Here is a 15291-nt window from a genome sequence, read left to right as displayed (position 1 = left end):
CGCGTGGACGGTCACGCGGGTCGACGCGGGCGCGGGCGCGGCCGCAGGTCCAGGCCGGGCGGGGACACCGGCGGGGCGTCGGCGGGCGCCGGTCTCGGCTCAGCACAGGGCGGCGGGCTCGACGCCCAGCAGCTCGGCCAGCGCGCGTTCGCCCCGCGCCGTCACCTTCACGGCCCGCTCGGATCCGATGCGCACACACCAGCCCGCGTCGAGGGCGTGCCGGCACAGGGCGGCGCCGGCCGCGCCCGCCAGATGCGGCCGCCGCTCGGTCCAGTCGAGGCAGGCACGGGCCAGGGGCCTTCGGCCGGCGGGGTCGAGGACGATGCCGCAGTCCTCGAACCACCGCATCCCCGCCTCGGTCAGCGCGAACCCGGTGCCCCGCTCGTCGGGTGCGGGTGCGGGTGAGGGTGCGGGTACGGGGCTGTCGGTGGGCGCGGAAGCGGGGGCGGCGTCGGTCTCGGCTGACGACCGGGGGTGCGCGCCGGCCGAGGGAGGCGCGGGCGCCGGGGCGATCAGGCGGCGGGCGGTGAGGGCGTCCGTCAGGGCGATGCCGAGCCGGCCGGCGAGATGGTCGTAGCAGGTGCGGCCCCGGGCCATCGCCGAACCGGCAGTCGTGGCGCGCAGGCCGCGCGGCCGGTGGGCCGGATCCGGGGTCACCTGGGCGGCCAGGTCCTCCAGGAGCTGGGCGACCCGGGTGCCGGCGAGCCGCACGTACCGGTGCCGCCCCTGCCTCTCCTCCGCGAGCAGGCCCCCCGCGACCAGCTTGCCCAGGTGCTCGCTCACGGTGGACGCGGCCACGCCCGCGTGCCGGGCGAGTTCGCCGGCGGTCCACGCCCGCCCGTCGAGCAGGGCCAGCAGGCACGCGGCCCGTGTCTCGTCGGCGACGAGACCCGCGAGTGCGGCCAGCCCCGCCGCCCGGGGATCCCTGCGGCTCCCGGTGCCCGTGCGGCTGCCGGTGTCCATGACGCTCATGCCTTCCAGCATGCGCGACGCACATTTCGGCCGACGCCGAACCGTGTCGGGGCGGGCTGCCCGACGGATCAGGGCAGCTGCTCGAACTGCCGCGCGAGGCCGTCGAGCAGTGCCGTGAGCCCGGTCTCGAACGCCCGCTCGTCGATCTTCTCCTGCTGCTCGGCGAGCAGGTGGGCCTGCCCAGGTGCGGGTAGTCGGCGGGGTCGTAGGCGCTCACGTCGTCGACGAAGCCGCCGGCGAACGAGCCGAGCGCGGAGCCCATGATGAAGTAGCGCATCAGCGCGCCGATGCTGGTGGCCTGGGCGGCCGGCCAGCCGGCCCGGACCATCGCGCCGTACACCGCGTCGGCGAGCCGCAGCCCGGCCGGCCGGCGGCCGGGCCCCTGGGCGAGCACCGGAACGATGTTCGGATGGTCGCGCAGGGCGGCCCGGTAGGAGACGGCCCAGTCGTGCAGCGCCGTACGCCACCCCGGCCGGCGTCCTCGAACATCGACAGGTCGACCTGGGCGCTCACCGAGTCGGCGACGGCTTCGAGGATCTCGTCCTTGGTGCGGAAGTGGTTGTACAGCGAGGGCCCGCTCACCCCCAGTTCGGCGGCGAGCCGACGCGTGGAGACGGCCGCGAGGCCCTCCGCGTCCACGAGCGCCCGTGCGGTCTCGACGATCCGGTCGGTGCTGAGGAGGGGCTTGCGCGGTCGGGCCATGGCGCACATAGTAGGGCTGCACGCTGGAAACTAGCAGTGCTAATTTAAAGTCCGACTTCCCTGGTCGGTTTCCCGGGCCGACCTTCCGGGGCGCCGTCCGGTCCGGCATCCGGGTCGACCGTCCGGGTCCGGCTTCTCTTCAGTGAGGTGATCTCGTGGTGAACCTGGGGCTCAGCGAGGAGCAGACGGCCGTCCGGCAGCTCGCCAAGGAGTTCGTGGACCGCGAGATCGCCCCGCACGTCGTCGCCTGGGACCGGGCCGAGGAGGTCGACCGGTCCGTGGTGAAGAAGCTCGGCGAGGTCGGCTTCCTCGGGCTGACCGTCGACGAGGAGTACGGCGGCTCCGGCGGCGACCACCTCGCCTACTGCCTGGTCACGGAGGAACTGGGCCGCGGGGACTCGTCCGTGCGCGGCATCGTGTCCGTCTCCCTCGGCCTGGTCGCCAAGTCGGTCGCGGCCTGGGGGAGCGAGGAGCAGAAGCGCCGCTGGCTGCCCGGACTGACGTCCGGCGCGTACGTCGGCTGCTTCGGACTCACCGAACCCGGCACCGGCTCGGACGCCGGCAACCTCACCACCCGCGCTGTCCGCGACGGCGACTCGTACGTGATCAACGGCGCCAAGACGTTCATCACCAACGGCACCTGGGCCGACGTCGTCCTGCTCTTCGTCCGCTCGACCGACGCGCCGGGACACAAGGGCGTCTCCGCGTTCCTCGTCCCCACGGACACTCCCGGTCTGGGCCGCCGCACCATCCACGGCAAGCTCGGCCTGCGCGGGCAGGCCACCGCCGAGCTGGTCCTCGACGACGTCCGGGTGCCCGCGTCCGCGATGCTGGCACCCGAGGGCAAGGGGTTCTCCGTCGCGATGTCGGCGCTGGCCAAGGGCCGGATGTCGGTGGCGGCGGGCTGTGTCGGCATCGCGCAGGCCGCCCTGGACGCGGCGGTGCGGTACGCCGGCGAGCGCGAGCAGTTCGGCAGGAGCATCGCCCACCACCAGCTCGTCCAGGAACTGATCAGCGACATCGCGGTCGACGTGGACGCGGCCCGGCTGCTGACCTGGCGGGTCGCCGACCTGATCGACCGGGGCCTGCCCTTCGCCACCGAGTCCTCCAAGGCCAAGCTCTTCGCCTCGGAGGCCGCCGTGCGCGCCGCCAACAACGCCCTGCAGGTCTTCGGCGGCTACGGGTACATCGACGAGTACCCGGCCGGCAAACTGCTGCGCGACGCCCGCGTGATGACCCTCTACGAGGGCACGAGCCAGATACAGAAACTGCTCATCGGACGGGCCCTGACAGGGGTCTCGGCGTTCTGAGTACGTACTGAGTACGCGGACGGATGTGGCGCGCGCCCCCTCCGCCGAAGCTTGTCCCCATGAGTGACACACCGGTCAAGCAGCAGAGCACCGCGGCGTTCTACGGACAGGCCGTCGCCTCCTTCGGTATCGCCATCGCGGCCACCGGAATCGGCATCTACAACATCCACACCGACGGCTGGGTGCGCGGCTTCCTGGCGATCGCCGTCCTGTACCTGGTGACCTCCGCCTTCACGCTGGCGAAGGTGATCCGCGACCGGCAGGAGGCGGGGCAGATCGTGAGCCGGGTGGACCAGGCCCGCCTGGAGAAGCTGCTCGCCGACCACGACCCCTTCGAGAAGCTCTGAGCGGGCAATCTAAGCGAGCGCTCACCTTCGGCGGTATGGTGGAGCCCCTGTACCGAGAGAGGCGACGAGCGATGACTACGGCGGAGGAGACGGCCGGCGGCGAGATCGAGCCGTGGGACGAGGTCACCCCTGACGCGGCCAGGCGACTCCTCGTCGCCGCCGTGGAGGCCTTCGCGGAGCGCGGCTACCACGCGACGACCACCCGGGACATCGCGGGCCGCGCGGGCATGAGCCCGGCCGCCCTCTACATCCACTACAAGACCAAGGAAGAGCTGCTGCACCGCATCAGCCGGATCGGTCACGACCGTGCGCTGGACATCCTGCGCACGGCGGCCGCCGGCGAGGGCAGCGCCACCGAGCGTCTCGCCGACGCCGTCAGCTCCTTCGTCCGCTGGCACGCGGGGCGGCGCACCACGGCCCGGGTCGTGCAGTACGAGCTGGACGCCCTCGGCCCGGACGCCCGCGCGGAGATCCTCGGCCTGCGCCGCAAGGTCGACGCCGAGGTCCGCGGGATCATCGAGGACGGCGTGGCGAGCGGCGAGTTCGCCGTGCCGGACGTGCACGGCACCACCCTCGCCGTGCTGTCCCTGTGCATCGACGTGGCCCGCTGGTTCAACGTCGGCGGGCCGCGCACCCCCGACGAGGTCGGCGAGCTGTACGCCGACCTCGTGCTGCGGATGGTGGGCGCGGCGAAGTAGCCGCGCCGGCGTCCCGCGGAAGGCGGGGACGGCAACGGCAGGCCCCGGAGGCGGGACAGCGGGTCTCAGAGGTAGTAGCGGGACACCGACTCCGCCACGCACACCGGCTTGTCCCCGCCCTCGCGCTCCACCGTGAACGCGACGCTGACCTGCACTCCGCCGGTGACGTCCTCGACGCCGGTGATGGTCGCGGTGGCGCGCACACGCGAGCCGACGGGCACCGGGGCGGGGAAACGCACCTTGTTCGTCCCGTAGTTGACGCCCATCTTCACGTTCTCGACCGTGATCAGCTGCGGTCCGAAGAGCGGCAGCAGGGACAGGGTGAGGTAGCCGTGCGCGATGGTCGTGCCGAACGGTCCGGCGGCGGCCTTCTCCGGGTCCACGTGGATCCACTGGTGGTCGCCGGTGGCCTCCGCGAAGAGGTCGATGCGCTTCTGGTCCACCTCCAGCCAGTCGGTGTACCCCAGCTGCTCGCCCACCGCCGCCCTCAGCTCGTCGGCGGACGTGAAGATCCTCGGCTCTGCCATGTCTGCGGCCCTCTCGCGTCACTGGATGCCCATGCCACCGTGCCATGGGTCTAAGCAACTGCTTAGCATGGTCGGGTGGCGGGCCGATGTCAACGGATCCGGGGCCGGTGCGGGTGGGTAGGCTTCGAGAGGTGCCCCAGATTCCCGAGAAGATCCACGAGCTCACGGTGGGCCAGCTCGCCGCCCGCAGCGGCGCCGCCGTGTCCGCCCTGCACTTCTACGAGTCCAAGGGCCTGATCAGCAGTCGCCGCACCTCGGGCAACCAGCGCCGCTACCACCGCGACACGCTGCGCCGCGTCGCCTTCGTCCGCGCCGCGCAGCGAGTGGGCATCCCGCTGGCCACGATCCGTGAGGCCCTTGCCGGACTCCCGGAGGCGCGCACCCCCACCCGTGAGGACTGGGCCGGACTGTCGCAAGCGTGGCGCGCGGAGCTGGACGAGCGGATCAGGCAGCTCAACCGGCTCCGCGACCACCTCACCGACTGCATCGGCTGCGGCTGCCTGTCCCTCGCCACCTGCGTCCTGTCCAACCCGGACGACGTCCTGGGCGACCGGCTGGCCGGCTCACGCCTGCTGGCCGAACGACGAGAGGACGACGGCGGGGGCGCCGGCCGGGGCGGGGGCGCAGGACAGGGCTGACACGACGGCCAACCGCCCCCGCCCCGGGAGCCGGCGCGGCACGCGAGGCCGGCGCGGACCGCAAGGCCGCCGCCCCCGGCCTTGCGCGGCTCCCGGTCTTGCGCGGCTCCCGGCCTCGTGCCGCCCCGGTCACGCGCCCCCCGGTCGGGCGCCGGCCGCCCCCGGCTACTCGTACTCGGTTCCGCCCTTGCGGGTCAGGTAGGCGCCGCTCACCGCCTTGGCGATGGCCCTGCCTCCGGTCACCGGGCTGTACCGCTCGACGGCCGGGCGGATCACCACGCCCTCGCGCAGATGCAGCCCGCGTCCGGAGACCGTCTCGCGTCCGGAGGCGATCTCCAGCACCCGCGCGCTGTCGTACGGCCCCTCGAACAGGCGTGGCACCAGTGGCAGTTCGCCGCTCAGCAGCTGCTCCGCGTCCAGCCAGCGGATCGTGCCGTCGATCTCCGCGCTGACGTCGAACACGGCGTAGCCGAGGGTCTCGCGCCGGCCGTCCGCGCCGTACGTCAGGTCCTGCACGCCCGCCCCGTACACCTCGCCGAAGATGCCGACCCGGCGCGCGCCCAACCGCTCGGCGAGCCGGGCGGCCGCCTCCGGGACGCCATGCCCGCGTACGGCGCGCCAGTACAGGTTGCCCGGGTCCTCCGCGAGGGCGAGGGACTTCGCGCCGAAGCCCTTCGAGGAGACGAACACGCGCTCCTCGTCGGCGACGTAGGTGAGCAGGCACGCCGATCCGTGCAGCTTCTCGGTCAGCACCACCTGCTCGCCCGGCTCGAAGATGCCGGGATAGCGCTGGATGTTCTCGATGTCGACCCACGGCAGCAGCTCCGGGGCGGCTTCGACGTCCCCGTTCATGGTCGGCGGGATCGGCGGCACCCACTTGACGATGCCCAGCCGCTCCGCGAAGTCGACGCCGTCCGCCGCGGCCCGCGCCAGATCGACGTCGGCCAGCGCCTTCGGCCGGCACACGATGCCCTGTGACAGCTCGCCCCGCAGCCGCACCGCCTTGACCCGGTCCGACCTGCTGCCCGCGAGCCGCCCGGTCAGCCCCAGCTCCTCGACCAGTTCGAGAGGGAGGACGGACTGCTCGGGGATGTAGAGCGCGGCCTCCCCGGTGCGGTACGCCCCCTTGGCGACGACGGCCCGGTACAGGCCGACCTGGGCCAGTTCGAGGGCGTCGGCGTCGGGGTGTTCGTGGACGGTCAGCACTTCGGCGGTGACGCGCAGCGTCGACATGCGGGGCTCCTTCAAGTCCTCGGGCGAGTAGCTCAGTTGGGTTTCATCGGCCCAACTCTCCCCGCCGGAAAACGGTGGAGCGACCGTATTTGCGGCTGGTACCTTCCGGCCCCTTCCGCCCTTCCGCCCGTTCGGGACGTGCCCGCCCGTTGGGTGCCCGCCCGCTCGGGCGCCGGTGCGCGGGATGCACGACCTGTGGGAACGGCGCGTCCGCGACCGGCCGGGCGTCGCCCGGGCCGGGCCGGTGTGAACAGGAGTGCGTCATCGCCGGCGCACCCCCGCCGTCCTCGCAGGCCGGTCCGGGACCGGCCGCCGGCCTCGGGCGAAGCTCAGGCCGACGTCAGACCGGCGGCAGGCCGGTGTCATCCCCACGTCAGGCCCACGCCGGGCCCACGTCAACCGGGCAGGCCGGCGTCAGGCCGACAGCAGCAGCCGTCCGCGTCGGGCGTGCGCCAGGGCCTCGGGTGTGAGCACGGGGCGCGGCACGAGGATCCCGCAGTCCGCGCAGACCGGCCCCGACGACGGTTCGTGGTCCAGTTCGTACTTCCAGGGCAGCCGTTCGCCGCCGCACACCGGGCAACCGGAGCCCGGCGCGCGCTCCAGCGCGGCGATCAGCTTGCGCAGCACGTCGGCCAGCGGCTCACGGGGGTGGAGCCGCGGGTCGTCGCACCAGGCGACGCCGAACCCGCCCCAGGTCAGGCGGTGCCAGTCGTCCACGCTCCCGGGCCGGCGCAGTCCGTCGTGCTTCTCCTTCTTGCGGCGTTCGGCGAACTCCCCCTCGTAGGCCAGCCACACCGCCCGCGCCGCCTCCAGCTCGTCCAACGCGGCCACGAGCCGCGCAGGGTCGGGGGAGCGGTCCTCCGGGCCGAACCCGGCCCGGGAGCACAGGTGGTCCCAGGTCGCCCGGTGCCCGTAGGGGGCGAACCGTTCAAGGCACTTGCGCAGCGAATACCGCCGCAGCGCCAGATCGCACCGCGGGTCTCGCACCTGTCTCGCCAGACTCCGGAAACCGGCCATCGCCTTGCACCTCCGTCACATCTGCACCTGAACTTCGGTCACTTCGGCGTCGTGGTACGGACGTCGTCGAATAGACGTATCGACAAGCGATTCGGCTCCATCCGATCTCCGACGACCTCCACAAGCCGAAAACTTGACGCATGTTCATCTTCAATCCCGGGGATACCGGCGGTAACCTTTCGGCCACCCCCGTCGCTAGGAGCAGCCGATGCCTCGGCGAACCCCCCGCAACACTCTCGACATACTGAGAACTCCCGGCAGATTCCCCGGGTTCCTGAAGACCGCTTCCGTATGCGCCCTGATCGCCGGTCTTTTGTCGCCGCTCTCCCAAGTGGCGGCAGCAGCCGAGGTCACGGCCTCGAACGACTACTGCGGCGGACAGTGCTCCGACATCCTGCCGCCCGGTGAGAACGGCAACGCCACCCTGGCGCAGATCCTCCTCAACCAGGCGTTCGGCTCCCAGCCCGAACACGCCGAGGACCAGCTCGGCCCCTACGCCAACCTCGCCAAGGGCTACCCCACCCTCACCAACGCCACGATCAACACCTTCTTCAACGACGCGTCGTTCGGCGTCGCCGCCGACCAGGTCGCCTCGACCGTCAAGCCCGCGGGCCGCACCGACGTGACGATCGTCCGCGACAAGAAGACGGGCGTGCCGCACATCACCGGCACCACCCGGTACGGAACCGAGTTCGGCGCCGGTTACGCCGCCGCCCAGGACCGGCTGTGGCTCATGGACGTCTTCCGTCATGTCGGGCGCGGCCAGCTGACCGCGTTCGCGGGCGGCGACCCCTCCAACCAGGGTCTCGAGCAGCAGTTCTGGCGCAACGCTCCGTACACCGAGGCAGACCTCCAGGCCCAGATCGACAACGCCGTCGCCACCAACGGCGCCCGCGGCCAGCAGGCGCTCGCCGACGCGAACGCCTACCTGGCTGGCGTCAACGCCTACATCGACGCCTCCGACAGTGGCCGCACCTTCCCCGGTGAATACGTTCTGACCGGACACAAGGACTCAATCACCAACGCCGGCACCATCGACCACTTCAAGATCACCGACCTGGTGGCGCTGGCCTCGGTCATCGGCGCGCTGTTCGGCTCGGGCGGCGGCGGCGAGGTCAACAACGCCGTCTCGCTGCTCGCCGCACAGGAGAAGTACGGCGTGGAGCAGGGCACCCAGGTCTGGGAGGCGTTCCGCGAACGCAACGATCCCGAGGCCGTCCTCACCGTCCACAACGGCGAGAGCTTCCCCTACGGCGGCAAGCCCGCGACCCCGCAGGGCGAGGCGCTGCCAGACGCCGGTTCGGTGGCCTCGCAGCCGCTGGTCTACGACGCGACGGGCACCGGCGCCGACGCGAGCGCGACCGCCGCCACCGCCACGGCGACCGCGAGCGCCCTCAGCTCGGCCAGACGCGGCATGTCCAACGCCCTCGTGGTGAGCGGCAAGTCCACCGCGAGCGGCCACCCGATCGCCGTCTTCGGACCGCAGACCGGCTACTTCGCCCCGCAGCTGCTCATGCTCCAGGAGATCCAGGGCCCGGGCATCAGCGCCCGCGGCGCCTCCTTCGCGGGCCTGAGCATGTACGTCGAACTCGGCCGCGGCCAGGACTACGCGTGGAGCGCCACGACGTCCGGCCAGGACATCATCGACTCCTACGCGGTCGAACTGTGCCAGGACGACTACCACTACCTGTACCACGGCGTCTGCACGGCCATGGACGTCGTCGAGCAGAAGAACGCCTGGAAGCCGACCACCGCCGACGGGACGGCCGCCGGTTCGTACACCATGCGCGTCTACCGCACGAAGTACGGGCCCGTGGAGTACCGGGCGGCCGTGGGCGGCAAGAAGGTCGCCTACACCACCCTGCGCTCGTCCTACATGCACGAGGCCGACTCGATCATCGGCTTCCAGATGCTGAACGACCCGGACTACGTCAAGAGCCCGCAGACCTTCCAGAACGCGGTGCAGCACATCAACTACACGTTCAACTGGTTCTACGCCGACTCCACCCACACCGCGTACTACAACAGCGGCGACAACCCGGTCCGCCCGAGCGGCGTCGACGCCGAGTTCCCGGTGTGGGCGCAGGCTGCGTACGAGTGGAAGAACTGGGTCCCGGCCACCAACACGGCCGAGTACACCCCGGCCTCGGCGCACCCCAACTCCGTCGACCAGGACTACTACATCTCCTGGAACAACAAGCAGGCCAAGGACTACACGACGGCCTCCTGGGGCGACGGGTCAGTGCACCGCGGCAACCTTCTCGAGGGCCGGGTGAAGAAGCTGGTCGCGGCCGGCGGCGTCACACGCGCGTCCCTGACGAAGGCGATGGCGGAAGCGGCGCTCACGGACCTGCGCGCCGAGGACGTCCTGCCGGACCTGCTGAAGGTGATCAAGAGCTCGCCGGTCACCGACTCCACCGCGTCGGCAGCAGTGACCAAGCTGCAGACCTGGCTGACGGCCGGCGGCAGGCGCACGGAGACCACGGCGGGCTCGAAGACGTACGCCGACGCCGACGCGATCCGCATCCTGGACGCGTGGTGGCCGCTGCTGGTCAAGGCCGAGTTCGAACCCGGTCTGGGCACCGGCCTGTACAACGCCTTCAGCGCCAACCTGCCCATCGACGAGGCACCGTCGGCGGGTCACGGGCCGACCGGATCGCACGCCGGCAGTTCCTTCCAGTACGGCTGGTGGAGCTACGTCGACAAGGACGTCCGCGCCGTGCTCGGCGAGACCGTGCAGGGCGGACTGACGCAGAAGTACTGCGGCGGCGGCACCCTGAACGGCTGCCGGGACGTCCTGATCAGCACCCTGAAGACGGCGGCCGGCAAGACCGCGGCCCAGGTCTACCCGGGCGACACGCTCTGCGCGGCCGGCAACCAGTGGTGCGCCGACTCGATCGTGCAGCGCACCCTGGGCGGCATCAAGCACGGCAACATCAGCTGGCAGAACCGGCCCACCTTCCAGCAGGTGGTGGAGTTCACCTCGCACCGGTGAGGCCCTGAGGAACGGTGGCGGGTCAGCGTACGCGGCCCGCCGCCAGCACCAACCGCGCCAGCTCGGGGTGCAGGATGTCGCTGTGCGCCCCGGCCGGCGCCCCGCCGCGCCGGACGACTGCGGCAGCGTCGACGTTCACGCACCCCGACGCCGGGAGCGGGCCGGCCAGCGCCTCGGCGAGCGTGCACGCGCGCGTACCGGGCACCGCCTGCACCCCGTCGTGCCCCATGGCCCCCCACTTGGCGCCCAGCACGCTGCCGACGCCGAACTCCTCGACGGCCCCGCGGGCGTCGCCCGCCATCCGGGAGGCCAGCGGATACATCGTGCCGAGCGCCGCGTCGAAGGAGGAGTGGCAGCACACCAGCGGTCCGTCGACCCGATGCTGCTGTCCCTCCAGCACACCGCCCGCGCGCGCGTCGTGCGGCAGCCGCGCCGCGAACGCGTAGTGCGAGAAGGCCCCTTGGAGCAGCGTCACGGACTTCACCGTGCGCACGCCCTCGGGCAGTCCGCGCAACGCGAACGACACCAGCCGTCCGCCGAAGCTGTGCCCCACCAGGTGCACCCGTACCGCGGGCGCGACGGCCGCCAGCCGGCCCACGAACGGACCGAGCCCGCGCTCGCCGACCGACCCCGCCCGCCGCTTCATCGCGTAGTACGTCGCCTGGCGCAGCAGCTCGTGCGCCCCGTCCCAGGGGTCGGGCAGCGAGAACCCCACGACTCCGGGGCCGGTTCCCGGACCGGCTTCGGGTTCGGCTTCCGGGCCGTCGAAGACCGGCCTTCCGGCTTCGGGGACGGCCAGGGCCCGGGCGAACTCCTCGCAGACCTCCGCCGTGGGCGCGGCGAACATCTGCGGCCCGTCCTGCGGGACGCCCTCCGCCAGGATGTCCGCCGCGAACAGCGCCTGCGGCCCGGGCGGCGCCACGTCCACCAGCGACCGCACCAGCCGCCCGAACTCCTCCAGCGGGGCCTCCCCGGGCGGCCGTTCCTCCAGCAGCCGCCCGATGCGGTCCACCACCGCGGCCCGGCCCGGGAAGGCGGCCAGCAGCGCGTGCCGGGTCTCCCCGTCCAGCGTCCGACGCCGGACCGCGCCCACGCCCGTGGCAGCGGCAGCGGACCGCGGGAAGTCCGGGATCGGCTCGTCGGAGAACCGCATCGACGGCCACACCACGCCGACGTAACCGATCCTCGCGGCCTGGGCGAGCGCGGGCATCGGGGCGAAGAAGCGGCTGTAGAGCGCGGTCGCCCCGGAGCGGTCGGTGTTCCAGCCGTGCGCGAAGACGATCAGATCGCGGACGCCGCGCCGCCCCACCTCGGCCGCCAGCCGGTCGCGCCGTCCGCCGTCGACGTCGCCGTCGGCGTCGAAGATCAGCTCCCAGTAGGGCGTCACGCTCATCGCAGGTTCCGCCACGACAGGCCCCCTCGTTCCCGAAGCGGTGCGCCAGGTGCGCGCATCGTCCTGCGAACGGGAGCGATTGGCCATACGTCCCGCGCCTTTCGTGCACCTCCGCACGGAAGGCGCGCTCCCGGGCTCGCGGAACCCGGTGCGCGCCGAACGGGCCGCGAATCCGGAGCGGCCCTTCCGCCGCAACATACCGACTGGTTAGTCTGAGACGCGGAGCCGGGTGTGCGCCCCAGAGCCGCAGCCCGTGCCGTAGCCGCGTCGAAGGAGACCGAGTGGAAGCCGTGCAGGACGCCGGAGTGGTCGTCACCGGAGCGGGAGGCGGCATCGGCGCCGCGCTGGCCCGCCGCTTCGCCGCCGAGGGCGCCCGGGTCGTGGTCAACGACCTCGACGCGGACCGGGCGCGGGCCGTCGCCGACGAGATCGGCGGCATCGCGGTCCCCGGCGACGCCTCGGCGGTCGTGGACCGGGCCCGCGAGGCCCTCGACGGCGTCGTCGACGTGTACTGCGCCAACGCCGGCGTCGCCTCGGGCGGCTCCGAGGCCGCCGAGGAGGCCGTCTGGGCGCAGGCCTGGGACGTCAACGTGATGGCGCACGTCCGCGCCGCCCACGCGCTGCTCCCGGACTGGCTGGAGCGCGGCCGGGGCCGCTTCGTCTCCACCGTCTCCGCCGCCGGCCTGCTCACCATGATCGGCGCGGCCCCCTACAGCGTCACCAAGCACGGCGCGTACGCCTTTGCCGAGTGGCTGTCGCTGACCTACCGGCACCGGGGGATCAAGGTGCACGCGATCTGTCCCCAGGGCGTGCGCACCGACATGCTGGACGCCACCGGCAGCGCGGGCGACCTGGTGCTCAAGCCGACCGCGATCGAGCCGCGGGACGTGGCGGACGCCCTGTTCAAGGGCATCGCCGAGGACCGCTTCCTGATCCTGCCGCACCCCGAGGTCGCCGGGTACTACCAGGTGCGCGCCGGCGATCCCGACCGCTGGCTGACCAACATGAACCATCTCCAGCAGAAGTGGGAGGCGGCCGGATGACGGCGCCCGCCTCCCGCTACGAGGCCAAGCCCTGGCTGGCCCTCCTCGACGACGCCCAGCGCGCCCCGATCGAGCCCGCCGACTCCCTGGTGCACGCCTTCCGCAGGTCCGCCGCCGAGGTTCCGGACCGTACCTGCCTCGCCTACTTCGACGGCCGGCTCGGCTACCGCGAGGTGGACGAGCTCAGCGACTCCGTGGCCGGGCACCTCGCCGCCCGCGGCCTGCGCCCCGGCGACCGGGTCGCCGTCCTGCTGCAGAACTCCCCGCTGTTCGTGCTCGCCCTGCTCGGCGCCTGGAAGGCGGGCGCGACGGTCGTCCCGGTCAACCCGATGTACAAGGCGGGGGAGGTCGCCCACGTCCTGCGGGACGGCGACGTCACCGGACTGATCTGCTCCGACCGCGCGTGGGAGGCGTATCTGCGCGAGACGGCGGCCGACTCGCCGGTGCGGATCGTGCTCACCGGCTGCGAGCTGGACTTCCAGACGCGCGGCGACGCGCGCGTGCTCGCCTTCGAACGGCTCCCGCAGGCCCCCGACGCCGACGACCTCACCGCCGTCGCCCGCGCCGGCCACCGGGCCCCGGCGGGCCGCGAGGCCGCCCCCGACGACATCGCCCTGATCAGCTACACCTCGGGGACCAGCGGCGCTCCCAAGGGCGCCACCAACACGCACGGCAACATCATGTACAACGCCGAGCGGCAGCGCACCGGCCTGCGGTTGCCCGAGGCGCCCGTCTACTACGCGCTCGCGCCCCTGTTCCACATCACGGGCATGGTCTGCCAGCTCGGCGCGTGTCTGAACAGCGCGGGCACGCTCGTCCTGACGTACCGCTTCGAGGCGGGCCTGGTGCTGGAGGCGTTCGCCGAGCACCGGCCGCACTACACGGTCGGCCCGTCCACCGCGTTCATGGCGCTGGCCGCCCACCCCTCCTGCACCCGGGACCACTTCGCGTCGTTCGCGCACATCTCCTCCGGCGGCGCACCGGTGCCGCCGGCCCTGGTGGAGACCTTCCGGGCCGGCTTCGGGCCGTACATCCGCAACGGTTACGGCCTCACCGAGTGCACGGCTCCCTGCGCCTCGGTACCGCCCCAGCACGAGGCGCCGGTCGACCCGGCCTCCGGGACCCTCGCCGTCGGCGTGCCCGGTCCCGACACGGTCGTGCGCATCGTCGACGACCGGGGCGCGGAGGCGCCCTTCGGCGAACAGGGCGAGATCGTCGTGCGGGGGCCGCAGGTCGTTCCCGGCTACTGGCGGCGGCCCGAGGCCACCGCCGAGGCCTTCCCCGGCGGCGAGCTGCGCACCGGAGACATCGGCTTCATGGATGAACAGGGCTGGCTGTACGTCGTCGACCGCAAGAAGGACATGATCAACGCGTCCGGCTTCAAGGTGTGGCCGCGCGAGGTCGAGGACGTGCTGTACACCCACCCGTCGGTGCGTGAGGCGGCCGTCGTCGGGGTGCCGGACGGCTATCGCGGGGAGACCGTCAAGGCGTACATCAGCCTGCGTCCGGGCGCGGACGCGGATGCCGATACGCTCGCGGCCTACTGCAAGGACAGACTGGCGGCCTACAAGTACCCGCGCCAGGTGGAGATCCTGCCCGACCTGCCGAAGACGGCGAGTGGCAAGATCCTCCGTCGGGAACTGCGTTCCCGTACGCACGACGTCCAGTAGGACGACAGCCGGTCAGCAGGACGACGGCCGGTACCGACGGGCCGGTCAGCAGGACGACAGCCGGTGAGACACGCCGACAAGGCATCGAGGAAGGCAGGTGGCGGCAGTGCCCAGGACCACGGACGGCGACGGGACCCCCGTGCCGCAGCGGCTGCTCGCCGCCGCCACCCGGCTCTTCGCCGAGCAGGGCTACGACCGCACCTCGGTGCAGGAGATCGTCGAGGCGGCAGGCGTCACCAAGGGTGCCCTCTACCACTACTTCGGCTCCAAGGACGACCTGCTGCACGAGGTGTACGCGCGCGTGCTGCGCGTCCAGCAGGAGCGGCTCGACGCCTTCGCGAACGCCGACGAGCCGATCGAGAAGCGGCTGCGGGCCGCGGCGGCGGACGTCGTCGTCACGACCATCGAGAACCTCGACGACGCGATGATCTTCTTCCGTTCGATGCACCACCTGAGCCCGGAGAAGAACAAACAGGTACGGTCCGAGCGCCGGCGCTACCACGAACGCTTCCGGGCGCTCGTCGAGGAGGGCCAGGCCTCCGGCGTCTTCTCCACGGCGACCCCGGCCGACCTGGTCGTGGACTACCACTTCGGGTCGGTGCACCACCTGTCGACCTGGTACCGGCCGGACGGCCCGATGGGCGCGCAGGAGGTCGCCGACCACCTGGCCGACCTGCTGCTGCGGGCGCTGCGGCCCTGAGACGAGCCGACAGGCAGGCAGGCCGACGGGTAAGGGGTGGTCGTCC

Annotated in this window: 13 protein-coding genes and 1 pseudogene; 8 read left to right on the top strand and 6 right to left on the bottom strand. The window is 72.4% G+C overall.

Annotated features, from left to right (window positions below; genetic code table 11):
• Nucleotides 1–99: 99 nt before the first annotated feature.
• Nucleotides 100–972 (bottom strand): ArsR/SmtB family transcription factor, encoded by an 873-nt coding sequence (locus tag QA802_RS09955; protein WP_443042084.1) that lies wholly within the window; start codon nt 970–972, stop codon nt 100–102.
• A 68-nt stretch (nt 973–1040) separates the two neighbouring features.
• Nucleotides 1041–1674 (bottom strand): annotated as a pseudogene (locus QA802_RS09950) (TetR/AcrR family transcriptional regulator).
• 158 nt (nt 1675–1832) lie between these two features.
• On the opposite strand from QA802_RS09950, the gene QA802_RS09945 reads away from it, so the two are divergent.
• The 3 genes from QA802_RS09945 to QA802_RS09935 all read left to right on the top strand — a co-directional run bounded on the left by QA802_RS09945 (nt 1833) and on the right by QA802_RS09935 (nt 4029).
• A complete protein-coding gene (locus QA802_RS09945) occupies nt 1833–2984 on the top strand; it encodes an acyl-CoA dehydrogenase family protein (protein ID WP_334534450.1) in 1152 nt (383 codons plus the stop codon).
• 59 nt (nt 2985–3043) lie between these two features.
• Nucleotides 3044–3331, top strand: a complete 288-nt coding sequence (locus QA802_RS09940) for a YiaA/YiaB family inner membrane protein (protein ID WP_334520156.1) — start codon at nt 3044–3046, stop codon at nt 3329–3331.
• Between the two features lie 71 nt (nt 3332–3402).
• Nucleotides 3403–4029 (top strand): TetR/AcrR family transcriptional regulator, encoded by a 627-nt coding sequence (locus QA802_RS09935; protein WP_306953689.1) that lies wholly within the window; start codon nt 3403–3405, stop codon nt 4027–4029.
• A 65-nt stretch (nt 4030–4094) separates the two neighbouring features.
• Here the strand turns inward: QA802_RS09935 and QA802_RS09930 are convergent, their stop codons facing one another.
• Entirely contained in the window at nt 4095–4556 is a 462-nt protein-coding gene (locus QA802_RS09930; RefSeq protein WP_306953691.1) for a MaoC family dehydratase, read from the bottom strand.
• 131 nt (nt 4557–4687) lie between these two features.
• On the opposite strand from QA802_RS09930, the gene soxR reads away from it, so the two are divergent.
• Entirely contained in the window at nt 4688–5194 is a 507-nt protein-coding gene (soxR, locus tag QA802_RS09925; protein WP_334520146.1) for a redox-sensitive transcriptional activator SoxR, read from the top strand.
• Nucleotides 5195–5359: 165 nt separating this feature from the next.
• On the opposite strand, the gene QA802_RS09920 is transcribed toward soxR, so the two are convergent.
• Together QA802_RS09920 and QA802_RS09915 are read right to left on the bottom strand one after the other, a co-directional pair.
• Nucleotides 5360–6427: an RNA ligase (ATP) gene (locus QA802_RS09920; protein WP_334520144.1), complete on the bottom strand. Its 1068-nt coding sequence runs from the start codon at nt 6425–6427 to the stop codon at nt 5360–5362.
• Between the two features lie 414 nt (nt 6428–6841).
• Nucleotides 6842–7444: a hypothetical protein gene (locus QA802_RS09915; RefSeq protein ID WP_319166261.1), complete on the bottom strand. Its 603-nt coding sequence runs from the start codon at nt 7442–7444 to the stop codon at nt 6842–6844.
• A 208-nt stretch (nt 7445–7652) separates the two neighbouring features.
• On the opposite strand from QA802_RS09915, the gene QA802_RS09910 reads away from it, so the two are divergent.
• Nucleotides 7653–10439, top strand: a complete 2787-nt coding sequence (locus QA802_RS09910; RefSeq protein ID WP_334520139.1) for a penicillin acylase family protein — start codon at nt 7653–7655, stop codon at nt 10437–10439.
• Between the two features lie 22 nt (nt 10440–10461).
• On the opposite strand, the gene QA802_RS09905 is transcribed toward QA802_RS09910, so the two are convergent.
• Complete coding sequence (locus QA802_RS09905; protein WP_334520136.1) at nt 10462–11847, bottom strand: serine-threonine protein kinase; 1386 nt, start codon at nt 11845–11847, stop codon at nt 10462–10464.
• Nucleotides 11848–12113: 266 nt separating this feature from the next.
• On the opposite strand from QA802_RS09905, the gene QA802_RS09900 reads away from it, so the two are divergent.
• From QA802_RS09900 to QA802_RS09890, 3 genes are all read left to right on the top strand, one after another.
• Nucleotides 12114–12875, top strand: coding sequence for an SDR family oxidoreductase (locus QA802_RS09900; protein WP_306953697.1), 762 nt, complete (start codon nt 12114–12116; stop codon nt 12873–12875).
• Nucleotides 12872–14545: a class I adenylate-forming enzyme family protein gene (locus tag QA802_RS09895; protein WP_334520134.1), complete on the top strand. Its 1674-nt coding sequence runs from the start codon at nt 12872–12874 to the stop codon at nt 14543–14545. Before QA802_RS09900 ends, QA802_RS09895 begins: the two co-directional genes overlap by 4 nt.
• A gap of 106 nt (nt 14546–14651) precedes the next feature.
• Nucleotides 14652–15245, top strand: a complete 594-nt coding sequence (locus QA802_RS09890) for a TetR/AcrR family transcriptional regulator (RefSeq protein WP_334520132.1) — start codon at nt 14652–14654, stop codon at nt 15243–15245.
• Nucleotides 15246–15291 lie beyond the last annotated feature (46 nt).

The organism is Streptomyces sp. B21-105, assembly GCF_036898465.1.
GTDB lineage: Bacteria > Actinomycetota > Actinomycetes > Streptomycetales > Streptomycetaceae > Streptomyces.
This window is presented reverse-complemented; position numbering and strand designations above follow the sequence as displayed.

Coding starts and splice junctions, on each gene's coding strand:
- QA802_RS09955 (WP_443042084.1), bottom strand. CDS start 972: ATGAGCGTCATGGACACCGGCAGCCGCACGGGCACCGGGAGCCGCAGG.
- QA802_RS09920 (WP_334520144.1), bottom strand. CDS start 6,427: ATGTCGACGCTGCGCGTCACCGCCGAAGTGCTGACCGTCCACGAACAC.
- QA802_RS09895 (WP_334520134.1), top strand. CDS start 12,872: ATGACGGCGCCCGCCTCCCGCTACGAGGCCAAGCCCTGGCTGGCCCTC.
- QA802_RS09935 (WP_306953689.1), top strand. CDS start 3,403: ATGACTACGGCGGAGGAGACGGCCGGCGGCGAGATCGAGCCGTGGGAC.
- QA802_RS09910 (WP_334520139.1), top strand. CDS start 7,653: ATGCCTCGGCGAACCCCCCGCAACACTCTCGACATACTGAGAACTCCC.
- QA802_RS09930 (WP_306953691.1), bottom strand. CDS start 4,556: ATGGCAGAGCCGAGGATCTTCACGTCCGCCGACGAGCTGAGGGCGGCG.
- QA802_RS09940 (WP_334520156.1), top strand. CDS start 3,044: ATGAGTGACACACCGGTCAAGCAGCAGAGCACCGCGGCGTTCTACGGA.
- QA802_RS09915 (WP_319166261.1), bottom strand. CDS start 7,444: ATGGCCGGTTTCCGGAGTCTGGCGAGACAGGTGCGAGACCCGCGGTGC.